General features: G+C 46.7%; 17 protein-coding genes. 6 read left to right on the forward strand and 11 right to left on the reverse strand.

Translation table 11 applies throughout. From position 1 onward, the window contains the following. Nucleotides 1-279 precede the first annotated feature (279 nt). The 7 genes from AB7D94_RS10190 to AB7D94_RS10220 all read right to left on the reverse strand — a co-directional run bounded on the left by AB7D94_RS10190 (nt 280) and on the right by AB7D94_RS10220 (nt 8,520). Complete coding sequence (locus tag AB7D94_RS10190; RefSeq protein ID WP_420265734.1) at nt 280-1,935, reverse strand: hypothetical protein; 1,656 nt, start codon at nt 1,933-1,935, stop codon at nt 280-282. Between the two features lie 178 nt (nt 1,936-2,113). Then, nucleotides 2,114-3,724 (reverse strand): hypothetical protein, encoded by a 1,611-nt coding sequence (locus AB7D94_RS10195; protein ID WP_420265735.1) that lies wholly within the window; start codon nt 3,722-3,724, stop codon nt 2,114-2,116. 6 nt (nt 3,725-3,730) lie between these two features. Continuing rightward, entirely contained in the window at nt 3,731-4,225 is a 495-nt protein-coding gene (locus tag AB7D94_RS10200; RefSeq protein ID WP_420265736.1) for a glycosyltransferase family 9 protein, read from the reverse strand. Next, nucleotides 4,222-5,124, reverse strand: a complete 903-nt coding sequence (locus AB7D94_RS10205) for a glycosyltransferase family 2 protein (protein ID WP_420265738.1) — start codon at nt 5,122-5,124, stop codon at nt 4,222-4,224. Before AB7D94_RS10205 ends, AB7D94_RS10200 begins: the two co-directional genes overlap by 4 nt. Next, nucleotides 5,114-6,253: a glycosyltransferase family 2 protein gene (locus tag AB7D94_RS10210; protein ID WP_420265739.1), complete on the reverse strand. Its 1,140-nt coding sequence runs from the start codon at nt 6,251-6,253 to the stop codon at nt 5,114-5,116. The genes AB7D94_RS10205 and AB7D94_RS10210 overlap by 11 nt, the downstream gene beginning before the upstream one ends. Before the next feature lie 219 nt (nt 6,254-6,472). Continuing rightward, entirely contained in the window at nt 6,473-7,027 is a 555-nt protein-coding gene (locus AB7D94_RS10215) for a hypothetical protein (RefSeq protein WP_420265741.1), read from the reverse strand. Between the two features lie 5 nt (nt 7,028-7,032). Then, complete coding sequence (locus AB7D94_RS10220) at nt 7,033-8,520, reverse strand: AAA family ATPase (RefSeq protein WP_420265742.1); 1,488 nt, start codon at nt 8,518-8,520, stop codon at nt 7,033-7,035. Between the two features lie 54 nt (nt 8,521-8,574). Between AB7D94_RS10220 and AB7D94_RS10225 the strand changes: the two genes are divergently transcribed. Genes AB7D94_RS10225 through hypE form a run of 6 tightly spaced genes read left to right on the forward strand, consistent with a single transcriptional unit; the run spans nt 8,575 to nt 14,169 of the window. Further along, nucleotides 8,575-8,832 carry a HypC/HybG/HupF family hydrogenase formation chaperone gene (locus AB7D94_RS10225; protein ID WP_420265743.1) on the forward strand — a complete coding sequence of 86 codons (258 nt, stop codon included), beginning with the start codon at nt 8,575-8,577 and terminating at the stop codon, nt 8,830-8,832. Nucleotides 8,833-8,860: 28 nt separating this feature from the next. Then, on the forward strand, nt 8,861-9,172 hold the full coding sequence (locus AB7D94_RS10230; protein ID WP_420265744.1) for a hydrogenase maturation nickel metallochaperone HypA: 312 nt from the start codon (nt 8,861-8,863) through the stop codon (nt 9,170-9,172). 12 nt (nt 9,173-9,184) lie between these two features. Then, on the forward strand, nt 9,185-9,826 hold the full coding sequence (gene hypB, locus AB7D94_RS10235) for a hydrogenase nickel incorporation protein HypB (protein ID WP_420265745.1): 642 nt from the start codon (nt 9,185-9,187) through the stop codon (nt 9,824-9,826). Then, entirely contained in the window at nt 9,799-12,108 is a 2,310-nt protein-coding gene (gene hypF, locus AB7D94_RS10240) for a carbamoyltransferase HypF (protein ID WP_420265746.1), read from the forward strand. Before hypB ends, hypF begins: the two co-directional genes overlap by 28 nt. Before the next feature lie 2 nt (nt 12,109-12,110). Further along, a complete protein-coding gene (gene hypD / locus AB7D94_RS10245; protein ID WP_420265747.1) occupies nt 12,111-13,187 on the forward strand; it encodes a hydrogenase formation protein HypD in 1,077 nt (358 codons plus the stop codon). After that, nucleotides 13,180-14,169 carry a hydrogenase expression/formation protein HypE gene (gene hypE / locus AB7D94_RS10250; protein ID WP_420265749.1) on the forward strand — a complete coding sequence of 330 codons (990 nt, stop codon included), beginning with the start codon at nt 13,180-13,182 and terminating at the stop codon, nt 14,167-14,169. The genes hypD and hypE overlap by 8 nt, the downstream gene beginning before the upstream one ends. 49 nt (nt 14,170-14,218) lie before the next feature. Here the strand turns inward: hypE and AB7D94_RS10255 are convergent, their stop codons facing one another. The 4 genes from AB7D94_RS10255 to AB7D94_RS10270 form a co-directional block, all read right to left on the reverse strand. Continuing rightward, nucleotides 14,219-15,376, reverse strand: a complete 1,158-nt coding sequence (locus AB7D94_RS10255) for a CHASE2 domain-containing protein (RefSeq protein WP_420265751.1) — start codon at nt 15,374-15,376, stop codon at nt 14,219-14,221. Nucleotides 15,377-15,490: 114 nt separating this feature from the next. Further along, on the reverse strand, nt 15,491-15,841 hold the full coding sequence (locus AB7D94_RS10260) for a hypothetical protein (RefSeq protein ID WP_420265752.1): 351 nt from the start codon (nt 15,839-15,841) through the stop codon (nt 15,491-15,493). Between the two features lie 86 nt (nt 15,842-15,927). Further along, nucleotides 15,928-17,763: a DUF1349 domain-containing protein gene (locus AB7D94_RS10265; protein ID WP_420265754.1), complete on the reverse strand. Its 1,836-nt coding sequence runs from the start codon at nt 17,761-17,763 to the stop codon at nt 15,928-15,930. An 84-nt stretch (nt 17,764-17,847) separates the two neighbouring features. Then, the gene (locus AB7D94_RS10270) at nt 17,848-18,729 is read right to left on the reverse strand and encodes a hypothetical protein (RefSeq protein ID WP_420265756.1); all 882 of its coding nucleotides are present in this window, start codon (nt 18,727-18,729) and stop codon (nt 17,848-17,850) included. Nucleotides 18,730-18,904: the final 175 nt, after the last annotated feature.

Below are 18,904 nucleotides of genomic sequence, written 5' to 3' on the forward strand. Positions count from 1 at the left end.
GGATGCCCTCGCAGGGAAATCAACGGGTGTAGTTATTTAGACGCTTACGTTATATTGACTAATAATATAAGACATTTTAAGAGAGTGGAAAACCTAAAAATCATTTCTTTGTAAATATTAATTTCTACTCACTATACAGGTTACCGATTCTTCCAGAATTTTGAGGTAGCTTATCCGGGGTCTCTGCTATAATAGACAAAACGGTTTCTTTTGTCCAGTTTTGGGAAAATTACTCATTTTATCTGCAACTTGGCATGACGCCGCAGTCGTGCCAGGCCGTTATCGCACTGCGGTTTTCAGGTATGAGGAGACTATGGCGGCGGCTGCGTTGTTGCCTTTGTCGTTCCAATGCCCATCAAGGTGCCAATAGCCCATGTTAAACTCATCCTTATAATTGTTGAGGTCAATAGTGTGTGCAATCGCGGGAAGCCGTGCCGACAGCTCCTGTGCCAGCGCGTGGATGGTGCTTAGTTTTTCGCGAAAATCTATCATCGGCAACCAGAAATGATAATACTCTTCGTCAAGGGACGAGGCCTCAGGGATTAGTACAAACGTAAGGCCGACATTTCTTCTTTCAGCCTCGGCCTGCAGCTCCTTAAATAATAATATATAGTTGTCTATTGCCTGTGTGACGCCCTGCGCTGAGGGCTTCTCAAAGTGGTCCGGTATATTGTAAACATATTTCTCAATGGCTGGAAATGACAGATACGTCATGTCAGGCTCTTGAAGAAATTCCTCAAGAAATCCTCCTCCTAAGTGGCTTAGTTTATTGACAATCTCTTCTGGAATGTCTTTTTTATTATTCTCCGCAATTATCCCTGCGATATATCGGAGCCGTTTTTCTTTGGGCAGTGAATAGCCTGCCGTGTATCTCCGGTAATCTTCCTTTGCCGCGCCTCTGGCCTTGAGAGATGGCACCGCGCCGATAAACCTGTCCTGCCAGAGTTGGCACAACGCGGCCAACAGTTTTGGGAAGTGTTCCTCAAGCGGAAATGGCTTGCCGTGTGATTTATTGCTGTGCGCGGCTACGGCAAGATATATGAAATTCAGCTCATTTAGCGGCAGATTAAGTGGCCTTAAGGCGTTTAGCAGCTCTCCTTTATTTGAAAATAGGCGATTGTCGTTTTTCAGGCGAATCAACTCGCGCACAACCCTCCTGTCTGTCCTGCCCGCCATGTATAATATCGCATGGTCTGAGACATAAAATGGCGCGTGTTTGTATGGAGTGTATTCATAGTTAATATCAAGGTCGTTAGCGAGACAGATAAAAATTACTATGTGAGCTGGCTTATAGTCAAAGGCAAACCCGAAGAATCTGAAACGATAGTCCACCGGGTCTGTATCGTCTTGTGAGAGATTTATGACCTCAATGTCCTTATTTACGGGCTTCAGCCTTTCCTCTACAAGCCATGCGGCATTGTGGGTTGAACGCACCTGCAGGAAAGAGTCTCCGATAAAGACAATCTGACGCTTGCCAACATCTTCTGGCCGATGTTCTTTGTCCGGCCAACCCAGTGAATTAAACGTCTCACGATGAACTGCCCCGCGAAAATGCGTATCTTTTATGGTCAGTCGCCGCCCCATGAGGCGCTGAAGGGTTATCTCATCTTTAGTGTACACCTCACGAGCATATTCAAACGGGGGTTGGGGCTTAAATGGAATTGCGTACTCTGCAATGAAGAGGCACGCGGCATAAAATAACAGTATGAATACAGAATTTGCAAAAATTATAAACCTATACTTTTTTGATATAATCCCAAATATAACATAAGAGGCCATGACAATTGCCGAGGTCAGCAGCAATACCCTTGCGGTCACTGCCCACTTGCCTGAGCCTATGATGCTATTGTTTATCTGAAAAAAATACATCAGCGAGTAGGACAATACGGCGGCTATGACGGCGGCGTGTGGCAGCCAGAACAATATTATTTTCATTACGGCGGAGCCACCGTTTTCAGGATGTGAAGAAATGCCCTGCAGCATAGGTGATTATATTCACAGACATGTTTGTATGTCAAGAGTACTGGAAGCCGCCAACGGGCGGCAGCCAAAACTCAATAGATAACCTTCGGCAAAAATACGGGGTGAAGGGGAGGTTACCTCCCCTTCGTCGTTAATCCTTATGCTGTACATCAAAAACGACGATGTTGTCGTCTGTATAGACGGGGTCTCCAAATATCAACTTATAATATTTTATCCAGTGTGCCATATCCACCGCCTCCGCGTTTGAATATGTACTGGTTACCTCATTTATAAGATTCTTATGAAACACGACATACTTCACCTTTCGTCTTTTTAAATCCTGATAATCAGAGAGATGAACAAAATTTCTAAATCGTGCACGCTTATTAAATGGAAATTCTCCAAAGTGTAATAAGTCAGTTCCAACGAATCCTATTACTACGCGCTGCCTGTGAAGTTGCTGGTAATAGACGTAAATGACGTTACTTTGATATGAATAATACCACGGGGACTCGACTATGGTGATGCTGTCTCTGTCTATCTTTTGTAAATCGTAATAAAATTGTGGCATTGATTTTGGGCAGAGTTTCCTTGAGTATTTGTTGTCTGGATTATAGTCATGTTGAAACAGGAGGTGATTAGTAAAACTATTAGGCCGGTAATATATCTTTTTTAATGGACTGAAAATAATAAGGAACAGGACAACAATTACGCTTATGAGATGAGGCAAACGTGGCAGAATATTTCTCATGCAGACAAGGCCGACGGCAGACAGCAGGAGCATGACAGGGAGTTTGGACAATGTATAACGGGCAAAAACGGCGGGAATGACGCTTGCGTAAGGGGCAGACAGTACAATAAAAACCGTCTGAAACAGACACGCCGTAAAGACATATAACGCAAAACGCGGCCGTGTCCTGATTATTTGCCACACCCCAATTACACCTGCCGCAAACAGTACCGCCACAATCCATGAACAACTGGTGCCATAAAAAAGTTTAAGCGACTCAAGGAAGGTCTCAATGGTGGGCCGGTCTTTAGCGATTTTGGCAGAGAATGAGCCGCTTCTGTCGCTGAGGACGAAATATACTAATAGAGACAACAGGGCGGACACTACTGTATAGACAATTACTGTCTCTATTTTTGGTGCCTTCGCTGATTGATTTACCTTATATCGAAGCCATAATTTCTCAAGCGGCAGTACAACAAGCGGGGCGATGAGAAAGGGAAGGGCGGTAAGATGCAGGTATGGGGCTGCTACGGCGCATATGACGTAAATCACTGCCCATTTCTTACCGTTGCCGCCTCTCCATTTGAGAAAGGCCATAACCCCTCCAAGGGCAAGAACAGGGATAAACGCATATGGCCTTGCAAGCCTGCTGTAAAAGATCAGCAGGGGTGAAATTGCGATAAGCCATGCAAAGACAATGGTTGCCGGGCGTCCTATAACTGTTCGTGCCGCAATCGGCAGCACAATAACCGTAAGCATACCGAAAAGCAGCGACGGCCCCTGCATGACCCACTCTGATAGTATCACGTGGTCAAGCATGAACTTATAGAACACCGTCAATGGGACGCTGTCAGTAGTTTCCCCCGGATTTGACAGGATACCAGCCATTGTTAAGCTAGAGATTTTATGTAATGAATGCCATTCATCGTCTGCGATTACCTGATAAGTTATTTGATAAAACCTAAGGGCGGCGGCCACCGCAATGGCCGAAATAAACAAAATATTCCTATAAATGTACGCGTAGATTTTCAACTTGACTCAACGTCTCTTATCGCCCTTAGTCAAAAGGGCAAACACAGGCCAGCCGACCAGCAAAACGGAGCTGGCCACAGTCGTCAGCATGGCCGATGTCGTGGTGTATAGGATGTTTCTAAGCAGCAGGGCTATGATTTTCCTCTTAGGCAGGGGTTTTAGTTCAAGCGCCGAGTTACACGTAAAACGTAATGCCGCTTTGATAGTCAGCGTAAACAGAAAGACGTTTAAAAATCCGGAGCCGCTTACGTTTCCAACCGGTATGACCACGGCGTCGAAATTCATTTCGCTGAGCGATTTCATGCCCCTGAAAAACCCATAGTTTTTTGTATAAGGATAGACGACGACTGCCTCTGTGTAAGAAGCCGCCTGAGCCGCCCCGTGGCGGTGTGTCAGCAAGGTGGTCTTTGCGTCTGGGAATTCGGCCCTCAGCCTCTTAAAAACCTTGTCGAGGTGCTGGAGGTTGGTACACCTGATGACAAGAATATTCCTCATCATCATCTGTACATCGTAAAAGGGGTTTTATAGTGTATCCTGAACCTCTTTGCAATTTCCATTTTGATGGGGGCGCGCGTAATCCTGCCGACATTAATGACCGCGTCAAGGAGCGCCCTGATATATAAAAACGTGTGCTGCTCAAAGGAATAATAAAACACATAAAAGAGCATTAACAGCGTAACCTTCCACATCAGTACGCCGGGGTAGTTTTTCCATATCGTCCAGAAAATATTTCTTGTATAGTAAAACGGCCCGCGCTGTGATGTCCTGTTGGCCGGTGCGCTCTTATGGAAACAAATTACGTCGGCAAAGGCCTCTATCCTGAAACCGGCGTTGCAGACGCGAAGGGCCATATCGGTCTCATTAAAATACAGGAAGAATTCCTCCGGATACCCGCCCGCCTTCTCTATAACCTCACGCCGTACGCCTGCTCCAGCCCCGTGAAACGACATTATATAGTCGTCGTTAAAGACAGGGTCATCGCCACTTGTTTGTGTTGCACTGCTGATGTAGGTTGAATAGGTCGAGTAGTCTTTCACGGTAAAAGAGACTATGCCGACGGTGGGGTATCGGTCAAACTTCTCTATCATTTTTTCGATTGCATCAGGGGCAGGGAATGAATCGTCGTCAAGGATTAGGATATATTCCCCGCGGGCCGCCTCAAACCCCCTGTTATAGGCCTTTACGCCCGCATTTTCCTCCATCTGAATGAGCCGCAACATCGGCAGTCCTAACCCAATAATCATTGCCGCGGTGCCGTCGGTGGAGGCGTTATCAACGACGATTATCTCAATGTTTTTATAACGCTGCTGGCAGAGCATTGAGAGCGTTTCCCTGATATCCTCTTTTCGGTTATATGAGACTATTACCGCGCTGACAAGTGGTGTTTTATTATCGAACAAGGTCTTGTCTCCTCAGATTTTCAATGAATTTAGCTTTTGCGGCGTGGTAAGCCAGTTTAAGTTTCCACGCCTCAGCAGCCGCCATAGTGTTTCCATAGGGGTCGGCGTAGATTGCGGCGTCTGCCTCTGCGGCGTCTAAGATCACATGGCCTACATTGATTACTCTGGCATTATTCATACTGACGAATTTTTTACGTATATCCAGTGTGAGAGATGGCTCAGCATTTTTGAAATCGGCCCGCCCGCCAATATCCTTCAAGCCGTCTATGGCCGCGCGATAGATTATCTCTTTAGTATTCGTCTTTTCAAACGCCTCGCACGTATAAATGGCTGTAAAGACATCGCCGAGCAGTATATCCATCGTCGTTGCGGTCCCGTATTTTTTAAAAAATCTCACCCTGTTTTTCCAGAAATAGTACGTGGTGAGGAGATCCTTTTTGCTTGATATACCCATCGCGTGAAAGACCTTTGATTTGGCCGCCCCAAAGATTTTATAACCCTTTAATTTCATTCGCCACGCCCAGTCCATATCGTCCCAGTAGAGAAAATAGCTTTCGTCAAGGAGGCCGACCTCTTTGACCGCGTCTGTTCGTGCGATAAGTGAACACGCGGGGACATAGTCAACCTCTATGTCTTTGGTTATTTCGCCGTGAGATACCTCCGAATAGTTTTTTTTGTTGGGCTTAATAAATGCCCGCTCCCAGTCAAGCCATGCGCCGAATTCCTGGACAGTACCGGGTTGGCCGTCCATATAATAGAGCTTGGAGCCGGCGATACCGGCCTCAGGCCGCGTAAGCATAAACTCCACGAGGGTGGCGAGGGCGTCTGCCTCAGCCCTTGTATCGTTATCAAGGAGATACAGAAATTCATAACATTTGCCGGAGTTGAGGGCAGCGGCAATCCCCGTATTAAAACCGCCGGAGCCGCCCTTGTTCGTCTCATTTTCGATAAGATTAATCCTGCCGCCGAATTGCGTTGTCACCGCGTGGGCAGAGCCGTCATCAGAGGCGTTATCCACGACATAGACATCGAAATCCCTGTATGTCTGGTCTAATACCGAGCCAATACACGGCAGCAGATAGTCCTTCTTGTTCCAGTTGCAAATTATAACGGCAGTCTGTGGTTTCATCTATATTTTTAGTCGGCAGCGTTTGAGGGAATCTTAACACAGTGAATGGCAAATATGCAAAATAAGCGGCACAGTTCGCAAATTCCTATAGAGGCGAGTGAGGGGATAACAGGGACGCAACCCCGAACTTGTGACTTTGCAGACGTGCAAGACCACGTTTCCATGGCAACTCCGGCGGATTAGTCTTTCCGCCGAAACATAATCAGCTATTTACCGCAGTCAATGCGGTAATGGGTCGGTACACTTATATTTATAGCCGCATTTTCCTATCTGTATATCCTTTTTATTTATTTTGCCATTTCGCTTTTTAAATACTTTGAACTCAGGATTCCTCATATGTTTATGTAAAAAAATATACTCAATGTTGTAATTTACATCTATGTAATTACATCTTGTACGAATGATTTTTTTGGCTAATTCAGCGCCACCTATTAGTTGTTCTCTTGCATGTGATGATTTTTTATTTTCCCCATCGTCAATCTCAACGAGCACAAGATGAGTAATTATATGCTCCTCTGTAATCTTATCTTCTTTTTTAACCATCTTTGTAATAATGATCAAACAATCGCATACCTTATCTTGTATTGAAGGGTTTTTTGAATCATCTTCGATGTCACGAACATCTTCACCTTTTAATATTATATTATTCTTACAATTATCAAGATACAAGACACATTTTCCATCATCGTAGCATTTTGTTCCACTAATAATTGCGTTTGAATATTTTTTCTTAATACAATCAATAACTGAAACAGGTTCCTTGCCTATATGCATATACTTCAGTCCGGTATCAAATCTTTAATTTTCATTGTCTCGTCATAAAGAGATTCCGTTACCTTGAAGAATTCTTCATCCGATATGCCATCATCTTCATCGTAATCTATTTTACTTATATGATAACCACTCTTATTTTTGTCTTGATGAAATACAAAAGCCCCTATTTCGTCAGGTAATATGAAATCTTCTATGTCAGAATCTTTTCGCTTTTCCTTGGGGACTTTTGAAGACAAACGACAATTGTTTAGCTGTTCAAATAAATATTCGCTATGCGTAGTGATAATTACATAAACGCCCGCTCGTATCAACCTCACGAGGAGCTTTGCCATAAGCCTCTGATTTTGAGGATTAAGATGTGCCTCCGGCTCTTCGATTATCATAATGTCACCGGGTTCGATATAATACTTTAGATAAAGAATTATGGGGGCAAGTTCAGATACCGTAGAAGATGTCCTGTGAATAGGGATTACCGTTTCATTAAATCTATATAGTATTTCAGGAATAGAGCCGGGCAGAAGTCTCTTCATAAATATCTCACCCATAATGACGTCCTGTTCAAATTCAGATGCAATATCATATAGAGGCCCTTTTTTATCTGGCATTTGGTAAATATCAGAGATAAACTGTACAACTACACCCTGCATACTATCTGGTTCATTCTTGCGAGTACTCGAAAATGAAAGATTATTTACAATATTTACTAAAAATGTCCTGAAACACTGTAAAATACCAGTCCTGCTTGCCGGAAGATAGTAACTGTATGGTATTTTTGATCTTTCAGCTATCAACTTATTATAATATTCAATAGTGTCTTTAATCATAAAATGCCGACTTTCTTCTATTTGATGTTTAGTCATTGATGATAAATTATTTATATATTCATCATTTGTGTGATGGTATGTTATTTCAAGATTAATATTATCAATATTCAATGTATTATTTATCTTCATAGCCTTGCCATTACGTTTTAAAGAAAGCTCGCTGACATTCCCATTATGTGTTATTTTTATTTTGAATGAGTTTTCGTTGATTCTTATCAGTTCTGTCTGCTGACACGCATATATTGCCTCTATTCTATCCTTGAGGTGATGCTCATAATAATACTTATATATTTCGTCAATTATCTTGCGTGATATTTCTTCTGGAATGTCAAATTTCTCAATTATACTCGGGGGGATACTATTGAACCATTTCTTGAGTTCCGGCAGATTTTTTTCAATGATTTGCAAATCATCGGATGCAGACATTCTTCTTAAAATACTCAATGTGGAGGTACTGGGTTCAAAACGTTGATAATACGATTCTGCAAGCGCGTGAACAAGCATGGCAATGTATGATTTACCTGAGTTGTTCGGGCCTATCAGTACGGTCAGGTTTTTGAGCGAAACGGTGCCCTTGCTGATTGGGCCGAAGTTTTTTACCTCTATGGTGAGGTCAGGCTTCTTAATAGTCTTGGGAGCCTTTGGCGTTTTGGATTTGCTTTTTCGCATGATGTATTATGCGAAAATACCGCTGATTTGTCAAATGGGCGCGGCTGTGGTATAATGAGTGCAATGTGCTTAGCAGTGCCGGTTGAGGTTGTGGAAATAGATGGTGCCCGTGCAATTATTGATACTGGAGGTGTGCGGCGGGCGGTCAGTCTTTTGCTTTTGCCGGACGCTGCCGCGGTTGGTGATTTTGTGCTTGTTCACGCAGGATTTGCCATTCAGAAAATGGACAGCAGCACTGGTAATGAAATCATCAATCTTTTTCGGGAAATCGAACAATGTGCCCTGCCGTTTCAAAACGACTCCGATGCATGAGTTGTCTATTGCCCGGAGCGTTGTTGATTTGGCGGTAAAAAATTGTCTGGACAACGGCCATACAGCCATCGAAAAAATCATCCTCTCTATTGGTGCCGCCTCGGGGGTGATGCCAGATGCCCTGTCGTTTGCCTTTGACGTCATTAAACAAGATACTATTGCCGCGGGGGCTGCCCTGTGCATAAACACCGTGCCGGTGTCAGGGATATGTTCAGATTGTACAAAGGAGTTTGCCAATTATGATGGCTCATTTATTATTAATTGCCCACATTGTAGCAGCGCCGCGATAACCGTCACAGGTGGATTTGAGTTGGACATGATTGAAATTGAGGTAAAATGAATGTGAGGTGTTATGAACATAAAAGTGGTGACTAAGATACTTGACGCAAATGACCGCATTGCCGACACTAACAGCCGCAAACTAAAGGCCGCCGGTATATACACTATTAACCTTATGGGCGCGCCGGGCGCCGGTAAGACATCTCTTTTAGAGTGCGTCATAGGCAGATTGAAATCTGGGCTTAGGATTGGGGTTATTGAGGGGGATATTGCCGGCACAGACGACGCCAGAAGGATAGCCCTTCATAACGTACCCGTCGTGCAAATAAACACCGGTGGGGCCTGCCATCTGGATGCAAACATGATAGGTGCTGTCCTGGACTCACTTCCCCTTGCCAAAATAGATGTGCTTATAATAGAAAACGTGGGAAATCTTGTCTGCCCCGCCGAGTTTTCACTTGGCGAGGACATGAAAATCATGGTTTCAAGCATTACAGAAGGCCACGATAAGCCGTGTAAATACCCCTTGATGTTCCAGAAATCAAGCGCCCTAATTTTAAATAAGACAGACCTGCTGCCCTATATGAACACAGATATGGGGAAATTTAAGGCCGACGCGTTGTCATTAAATCCCATGATTAAAATATTCGAAGTCTCATGCAAGACACAAGAGGGCGTTGGGGAGTTTTGCGATTGGTTAAGCGGGCTAAGATAACCGTAAGGGGCACGGTTCAGGGCGTGGGTTTCAGGCCCTATGTGTTTAAGATGGCCGTGGGGTGCGCCTTAAAGGGATATGTGGCCAATACGCCCACCGGAGTGGACATAGAGGTAGAGGGTGAGGATGCCGGGGGTTTTGTTGACCAGTTACTAAAGCGTCCCCCTGCCCTTAGCTCTATTGAAGAGGCATACATTGAATTTCTGCCATTAAAAGGCTACGAGGACTTCACCATAAGAAAAAGTCCCGGCAACGCCGCGCCTTCTACTCAAATCGCCCCCGATATATCAATCTGCGGCGATTGCCTTAATGAACTGTTAGACCCCAACAACAGGCGATACCTCTACCCGTTTATAAACTGTACGAACTGCGGCCCAAGATACTCCATAATAAAGGCCGTTCCATACGATAGAAAAAACACGGCTATGTCCGGGTTTCCCATGTGCGAGGACTGCTGCGGACAATACGCCAATCCCGAAGACCGTCGCTTTCACGCAGAGCCTATCGCGTGTGATAAATGCGGCCCGGCGCTTGAGCTTGACCTGCCAAACAGGCATTACACAGTGGCCGCCGCGGCACCGATAGAGTCGGTTATACGGCTGCTCAAACAGGGTGCAATCGTCGGCGTTAAGGGAATCGGAGGGTTTCATCTTATCTGCGACGCCCTTAATGGCGATGCGGTTGAGACACTGCGCAAAAGAAAGAAACGACAAAAGAAACCCTTTGCTATGATGGCGGCCACTGTTGATTCGTGTCGGGAATTCGCTCACATATCAGACAAAGAAGAGGCACTGCTTACCTCACCAAGACGCCCCATAGTGTTATTAAAACAGAAAGCCTCTCTGCTCTCAACGCTTGTAAGCGGCGGCGTGGGGTACCACGGCCTGATGCTGCCGTATACACCCCTGCACTATCTCCTGTTTTACCACCTGTCAGGCAGTTGTAAATCAGCAGAGGTTCCCCATTTTAAGTCTCTTGTCGTCACAAGCGCCAACCACCCCGGTGACCCTGTCATTACAGATAACGACGAGGCCGTCAGTAAACTTTCGGGCGTAGCCGACGTATTTTTACTTCACAACAGGGATATTTATATGGGCAGCGACGATTCAGTCGTCAGGGTGAGACAAGACGGCACGCCGATGTTCATAAGGAGGTCGCGCGGGTATGTTGCCGAGGCGTTGCTTATTGATGGAGACGGCCCGGATGTGGTGGCATATGGTGGTGATTTGAAAAATACCTTTACCGTACTAAAGGGAAATCACGCGCTGCTAAGCCCCTATCACGGCGATATGGAAAATCCCGGTACTATGGAGTTTTTCAATCGAAATCTAAAAAATATGTCGGAGATTTTTGGTATCAACCCAGCCATAGCCGCCTGCGACGCACACCCCGGATATATAACCCATGCGATGGCCAAAGAGGGTGGCGCTGGACGGCCTATACTAATCCAACACCACCACGCCCACGCGCTTTCAGTCATGGCCGAACATCAATTAACCGCAGACGCGGTTGCGGTGGTGCTTGACGGCACAGGTTATGGGGCTGACGGCAACATATGGGGCGGGGAGTTTCTGATTGCCAACCCTTATGGCTTTAAGCGCGCGGGGCATTTCAGGTATATGCCCCTGCCGGGGGGTGATAGGGCCGCGAAGGAACCCCGGCGCATGGCCGTGGCCTATGTTGCGGACGCCTTTGGAGATGGGGCGCTTGAGGTGCTTGAGGCAATCGGGTATACGGCGCGGCATGGCGGGGAATTCATAGATGCGATCCTAAAGATAATCCCCATCAGGGAGTTCTCCCCACTTAGCAGCGGCGCGGGCAGGTTATTTGACGCCGTATCTTCCATCCTTGCCATCGTCGATATAAACACGTACGAGGGACAGGCCGCTATGGAACTTGAGGCCATTATATCACCAGAGGTCAGCGCTTCATATCCTTACCGCATATCAGACGGCGGGATTGTGGATTTCTCCGGGGCCATTGAGGCCGTCGTGTCAGATGTGGTTGAAGGCATAGGCAGAGGATGGGTTGCAGCCTGTTTTCATAATACGGTAATTAACGCTATCATTGATTTGGCCATGAGAATAAGTAATAGCGCGGGATTAAGAGACGTCATATTAAGCGGCGGGGTCTTTCAAAACGCATATCTGCTTGATAACACCATACGAAGACTAAAGGCATTGGGATTAAACGTCTATACGAACGAAAAAGTGCCGTGTAACGATGGGGGAATATCTTTGGGACAGGCCTACGCGGCACGGTTTATGGCAAAGGAAAGATAAAGGTGAACGCAGGGGATATAATCGCGGAGATAGCGCGGCTGTGTGCGGACATAGGCAGGCCGGTCAAGTTAATGGAGGTCTGCGGTACGCATACCGTGAGTATATTCCGGCATGGGATAAAGGGTATGCTTCCAGGGGAAGTTAGCCTGATAAGCGGGCCGGGCTGCCCGGTTTGTGTAACGCCGCTTAGGGACATAGACGCGGCCATACGACTGTCTTTAATGGAGAAAACGGTCATCATGACCTTTGGAGATATGATGCACGTGCCGGGTAGGAATCGCGATTCGCTATATAAGGCAAGGGGCAGGGGCGCGGCGGTAGATACCGTATATAGCCCACTGGACGCCCTTGAGTTCGCGGCAAATAACAGGGCATTGGATGTAGTGTTTTTTGCAACCGGTTTTGAGACAACCTCCCCGCTGATTGCCGCAACTCTGAAAGAGGCTCATAACCGCGGGATAAGGAATTTTAGCATATACAGCGCACATAAATTAGTCCCTCCGGCTTTGAGGGCGCTCCTGAATTTACCGGCTGCGGCGATTGATGGCTTTATCCTGCCCGGTCACGTCAGTACGATAATCGGCAAGAGGCCGTATGAGTTTATCGCCGCTGAGTTCAGAAGGCCGGGCGTAATAACCGGCTTTGAAGGGATGGAAATACTGATGGGTATTTATATGCTCCTGTTACAGATAGCACAAGACCGGGCGGAGATAGAGATAGAGTATAAGAAGGCCGTAAGGCCGGAGGGCAATCCCAGGGCAGTCTCCCTGATAGAGGAGGTATTTACGACTGTGGACATAGAGTGGCGCGGCCTTGGAGTAATTCCCATGAGCGGCCTCAGTCTGAATCCAGAGTTTTCGTATTATGACGCGAGAGGGAGGCTGCCCGCTGTGGTTGAGGATTATTCGGAGATAACCGCCTGCCAGTGTGCCGACGTACTGAGGGGGATAAAGACGCCGCCCGAATGTGCCTTATTTAAGAAGGCGTGCACGCCCGAAAATCCTGTGGGGGCATGTATGGTAAGTTCGGAGGGCAGTTGCAGCGCGTACTTTAAATATGGAGCGATAGACAATGGATAGAATTTTAATGGCACACGGCGGTGGTGGAAGGCTGATGCGCGAGCTTATTGACCATATTACAAAGATATTCAGTATGGGAGAGCTTAATGACTCGGCTATCTTAGATTTCCCCCGTAAGAGGCTTGCCCTGACGACGGATTCCTTTGTCGTGTCGCCCTTGTTTTTTCCAGGCGGCAACATCGGGACACTCGCGATAAACGGCACGGTAAACGATATTGCTGTAAGCGGGGCGGTGCCGCTATATCTGACGGCGGGGTTTATAATTGAGGAGGGATTTCCTGTTTCGGAGCTGCTGCTGATAGTGGAATCAATGGCGCGGGCGGCAGAGGAGGCGGGCGTAAGGGTCGTAACCGGAGATACCAAGGTGGTGAACAAGGGAAAGGGCGACGGGGTGTTTATAAACACGGCGGGGGTGGGCTTCTTAGAAGATGGTGTAAACATCTCGCTGCTATTGATAAGGGAGGGAGACGCCGTATTGGTAAATGGTGAGATAGGAGCCCACGGCACATGTATAATGGCCTCGCGTAACGGGCTGACATTTACAGAGCCACTGCTAAGCGACTGCCGACCATTAAACGGCCTGGCGCAGTTGATGATAAAAAACTCTGCCGTACACTTCATGCGGGATTGCACACGGGGGGGCATTGCGGCAACACTGAAGGAGGCGGCAACGGCATCGGGAAAGAGCATAAGAATTAAAGAGACTTCAATTCCCGTGGGATCTCAGGTCAGGGGCGCATGTGAACTATTAGGCCTTGACCCGATGTATATAGCCAACGAGGGAATCTTAACGGCAATTGTGGATAAGGCCGACGCGGAGGTGTTAATCTCCACAATGAAGCGCCACCCCTACGGGACAAATTCAGTAATAATAGGAGAGGTTGTCTCAGGCCGACCGGGATTGGTAACTATTGAGACAACGATTGGAGGAACGCGCATCATGGATATGCCATTGTACGAGCAGTTACCGAGGATTTGCTGATGAGTAATCTAAAGAGCGACGCCGGTGTTTGTCCATGCCAATAACCAGCCTAACAATTATTACTCTTCCTGAATATAATCGCACAAGTGCTTACAAACCACGTACTTACTATAAATGGAAAAAACTGCACATATATCCCGTAATGGGTAAACATCAAATCTATCGTCAATTTTACTATTACTAAGATTACTAAGGCCGTGGGTATAGAGATTTTATTCTTTGCGTAATAAAATAATATAAACGCGGCTATCATTACAATAAACACGAACAACCACTGGTAATCCCGTCCCATCGGTGAGATGAACCGCTTATTTATTATCGTATGAATGATATTTGCGTGAATTACTATGCCCGGTGTAGTTTTGGATATCGGGGTTTGGTGATTATCACTCATCGAATCCCCAACAGTCCCTATCAGCACAATTTTATCTTTAAAAACCTCTGGATTCATTTGCGGCACTTTTTCAAACGCCACCAGATTAAACGCCTCAGGGCCGCCGGTGTAATTTATATACATATACCGGTCTAAATATTTATCCGTAAATGTTGGAATTGATATGCCGCCGATAGTTGCATTGTCTTCATATCCATAGGGGTATGCGTCAAAGTCGGCATTCAAATATTTAGTCAGGGCGACTATTGGAAGAGGATAATATTCCCTCCCTTCTTTATCGAATTGCGGGGTTAATAAAAGTTTAGTAATGCCTCCATAAGACGATTTCTTTACAACTCCATATACACTGCCAAGTGAAATTAATTCGTTTCCATTAAAATATTCTTTTGAAGTTATGTTGTCATGATTTAATAGAAATTTTTCGGCTTCATTAACATAAATGGCCAAAACTATATTGCCGTTAGCAGAGTTTAGTGTCTTTATAAGCCGCAGGTCGTCTTTAATATCTCTTACACCGTCAAAAAATATATCCACAGCTATTGCTTTTGGGCCTCCTTCGAGAATTTTTGCAAGCACTTCGGCATACACGGAGCGTTTATACCGCAGTATCCCAAATCTCTCCATCGTATTGTTGTCAATGCCCACTATTATAATGTTGTCAACATTGCTGCCTCTTATGGGAAATTGCCTGCTGTAAAAGAAATCATCAACAACAGGGAGCTTATGAGCGGCGAAAAATCCTATATCGGCTCCCGTATAGGCCGACAACGTTATTAATAGTAGTAATCGTAGATATTTTATTATGGTATCCATTTAATATTTAAATATGAATATATCATATATTTTGCTAATTCCGTGTTTTCATTGTATGCTGAAAAGATAGTATACAAAAACTATAGTCTCAACATACAATAATTTATTAATACGTTAACCTTTCCCACCAATAACAGGTTCAAGAGGTTGATCTGGATGCATTTTGGTTGTATTATCATACTTCCTCTTCTTTAACTCATCATAATGTTTCTTTAAATCAAATCTCCTTTTCTTTAACTTATCGAAAAATTCATCCGGTAGCACCTTATATTTATCTATTGTATATGTTGGTCCTTTAGGTTTAGCATCCGTTTTTCCCTTGTTATTCTCCTTTTTATTGCCATCTGGTTGTTTCTTGTTTTTATCCTTCATATTACTATTTCCTGTCTTATTTACGCAACCAGGCTTACTTCCCATAAACTTACCAGTCTTCTCGTCCTTCAAATAACATACTTTTTTATCCATTGTCCAACCTCCTCAGGTTATATATCGGCTTATAGCCGTAGTCTTTGCAGTTATTGTGATGTGTGCGTTTAGTTAGTCATGCTTTTCTACACCCTGCGGCCTATCGCCGCTACCTCCGGCTCGAACGACTCTATCTCCAGCGCGGTGCCTCCCGTGTTTTCTATGGCGAATTGCCAGTATCTGCCTCTCATGCCCTTGCCCAGTTTTATTCGACGGGGGGCAGTGCGGTCTGATATTGACGGGTCTGTAACCTCTGATAGGTAGACGTTTTCAGCGCCATCGTCCGTTATGGCCTTAAATACAAACGGCGACGGGGTTCTCGCTACCGTGTAAACCTCCGGTACACGTTTAATTGAGGATTCGTCCTTACCTTTAGCATTTTTCAGCTCTGTCTTCGATGTCCTTATTGAGCAGCTTATCGGCACTCCGTCGTCTGTGTCCCCCCCAAGTATATATAGCCCGCCGTCTCCACCGGCGAAGTAGTCCTCACCCCATTGGCAAAAACCGTTGAAATCATACGCCGTGTACTCAGTCAGCGCCCCCGTGTTTATGTTTAACACTATGACGCGGCTGTCGTTACCCTGCACGAGGCTCATCATAGTCCCAACGCCAATGGACTCAAGGGCAAACAGAGGAATCGCAACCGCCCCATTCCCCTTATACTGCCCATGTCCCGACATAGACACAACAACAGCCGGAGTTGCCTCCGCCATCGCCGAAACTCCCCCGGCGTAAGCATTGACAAACGGCAGAGACGGCATCTTCACAGCAGGCACCCGCACATCGCACTGACATCCGCCCCCCGTGAGCATCCCGGCAGAGAGCTTAAGAACCGGAGAGTTCGCGCTGACGTTGATTATCGGAGGATTATAGACAAGCGTGTCTATCTTGAACCGCGGCATCCTCAGCACCCGAGTGCCGGCTATTCTGCCGGTCAAATATTCAGTATCAGTTTCAAAACATGGCAGAGCAAGCGCACTCGTTGCCGCCATCTGCGACTTAATAGTAAATATTGGAAGCCTTGCCTTTCCATAGCCTCCGGCGCCAGATACCATGCCGCCATTTATACGCGGCGATAACACGGAAAGCCGCCCAAACGAGGTAATGCTGCCGCTGGCACTGCCATCTATCGTAATTACTGGCACATCGAACGCGGCGTCGACCTGTGCCGCAAATTCCCCATCTAATGTAAATACCGGAAGCTGATTATTACAGAAATTCCCCGTCTGAGAACATGCCCCGGCACCCGTAAGATGTGGCAGCGTCATTGTCGCGCCGACAGTGCTGACTGAGACAATTGAGGCACTTATAGTTATAACCGGCAGGGTTATGGCCGCAGAGGCCGTAACTGACGGCGTGGCCTCATCAAAGTAATCCACCGCCGTTGCCCCGTAGGCGTACATCCCAACCTGTACAGAGCTGGCAAAGTCATTACGCGTAAATTGCTCGTGTTGTGACCATGAGCTGCCGTCCGTGCTTAAATACGTTGTGAAAACGGCACCGCTTCTGGTTATCCTGAAATATTTGAAAAGGGAGTTTGCGCCATACTGGGTAGTGCTGCTGTTTGTCGTATTTTTTGAGTACGCCATATCGCCGGGGATATTACTCAATCCAAGCCAATCCTCTCCCGAACTGGCGTCAGGGTCTCTGACTATAAAGCCAAAGGGATAATTTGTGGCGTTAGTGCCAATATTTACGTCGAAGTCGCCTGACAGATTCTTATACACAAAGGGAACGGTAAATGTCGCGCCAGTCGGATATGATGCGCCCGTCGGGTAAATGCTCAAATATCCCGGATTGGTAATATTAACGTCCGCGCCGGTGGCATGGGCGGAGTTTAGTAAATTCCAGCCGTAGGACTTCGCCCCATCCCCCCCGGTATATAAGTCCTGCTGTGTCGTTGCGCCGAATTGGTCTGACATTTTCTCTCTCCTTTGCTAAGTAATAAGGGGGGGTTACCCCCCCCGTACGACAAGACGGGGGATTATCCCCTAATCTGCGGCTTATTACTGTGACGGCATTGTTATTGTGAATGTGGAGATTGTCTGCACGGCGCCGCTGGTTATTGATGTTGAGGACATGTTAAGCTGTGAGCCGCTTGTGGCCACTGCCCCGTCTATTCTTTCCTCAGTGGTGGAGGACGCGCCGTCGTCTCCTGTGGCCATCAGCCTGAACCATCCCGCCGTTGCTGTGGCAACCGCCGTGCCGCTCCACGTCTCAGCCGCCGCCTTTGACAGCACACCGGAAGCCGCGTCATCAAAGCTCAGGCCCGCCGAGGTACCGTCCGAGTATATCGTGCAAAGCAGCGTGCCCGATGGAACGCTATCTGGAAGCGCAGGCTGCGCACCGGAGTATATCTGTATAAACCCCTTATAAAATATCTCCTGCAAACTGCAGGCCGCATCCACAAGTCTTATCTCGTCAAACCAGCACTGGTCGGAGGCAACCGTAGTATTCGTCTGAAAAGTCAGATAGAGGGCAGTTTGAGAAGCGCCTGTCCTGAACGTGTACTCCTTCTTTACCCACGACCCGGCCGTGTCATTGTGAATGACGGAGATGACTTCGCTGCCGCCTGACGTTGCCCCTGCTGAAACCATGCCGGCCACACCGCTTGATGTGGGCTTCTGGTAATAGTATGAGAGCTTGTAGAGCCGATTCGACCGCACGGGGATGGCCGTGGCATTGGAGAACTTTGCCGATGCCGCTCCCGCGTTTACGCATGAGGCATAGCCAGCCGCCGAGGTCGCCCCAGTGGCGGCTACCCGCTGTGTCGTGCCGGTAAGCTGCGTCCAACCACTGAAATCTGTGCCTAAGTCCCCGTTTGTTACGAGATTCGTATTGATTCCCAGCAGCTTGTTTCTTAATCCTGTCGAAAGTGTTAGTGCCATGTTGTGTCCTCCTTTGGGGTGGTTACCCCTGTGTGTTTTTATGACGGGCCATAGACCCTGTCTTTGAGAAAAGCCGTGTATGGCTGTTTTATTGCCTATGTAGTCAGCGCCGTTAATAAGGAACTGGATTCCCGCTTTCCAGACTGTGTCACAATAGTAAAGCAGCCCCCCCCCC

The sequence above is a fragment of the Candidatus Magnetominusculus dajiuhuensis genome (assembly GCF_046044395.1).
In the GTDB taxonomy this organism is placed as follows: domain Bacteria; phylum Nitrospirota; class Thermodesulfovibrionia; order Thermodesulfovibrionales; family Magnetobacteriaceae; genus Magnetominusculus; species Magnetominusculus dajiuhuensis.

Coding starts and splice junctions, on each gene's coding strand:
- AB7D94_RS10190 (WP_420265734.1), bottom strand. CDS start 1,935: ATGAAAATAATATTGTTCTGGCTGCCACACGCCGCCGTCATAGCCGCC.
- AB7D94_RS10200 (WP_420265736.1), bottom strand. CDS start 4,225: ATGATGATGAGGAATATTCTTGTCATCAGGTGTACCAACCTCCAGCAC.
- AB7D94_RS10210 (WP_420265739.1), bottom strand. CDS start 6,253: ATGAAACCACAGACTGCCGTTATAATTTGCAACTGGAACAAGAAGGAC.
- AB7D94_RS10215 (WP_420265741.1), bottom strand. CDS start 7,027: ATGCATATAGGCAAGGAACCTGTTTCAGTTATTGATTGTATTAAGAAA.
- AB7D94_RS10220 (WP_420265742.1), bottom strand. CDS start 8,520: ATGCGAAAAAGCAAATCCAAAACGCCAAAGGCTCCCAAGACTATTAAG.
- AB7D94_RS10225 (WP_420265743.1), top strand. CDS start 8,575: ATGAGTGCAATGTGCTTAGCAGTGCCGGTTGAGGTTGTGGAAATAGAT.
- hypB (WP_420265745.1), top strand. CDS start 9,185: ATGAACATAAAAGTGGTGACTAAGATACTTGACGCAAATGACCGCATT.
- hypE (WP_420265749.1), top strand. CDS start 13,180: ATGGATAGAATTTTAATGGCACACGGCGGTGGTGGAAGGCTGATGCGC.
- AB7D94_RS10255 (WP_420265751.1), bottom strand. CDS start 15,376: ATGGATACCATAATAAAATATCTACGATTACTACTATTAATAACGTTG.
- AB7D94_RS10260 (WP_420265752.1), bottom strand. CDS start 15,841: ATGGATAAAAAAGTATGTTATTTGAAGGACGAGAAGACTGGTAAGTTT.
- AB7D94_RS10265 (WP_420265754.1), bottom strand. CDS start 17,763: ATGTCAGACCAATTCGGCGCAACGACACAGCAGGACTTATATACCGGG.
- AB7D94_RS10270 (WP_420265756.1), bottom strand. CDS start 18,729: ATGGCACTAACACTTTCGACAGGATTAAGAAACAAGCTGCTGGGAATC.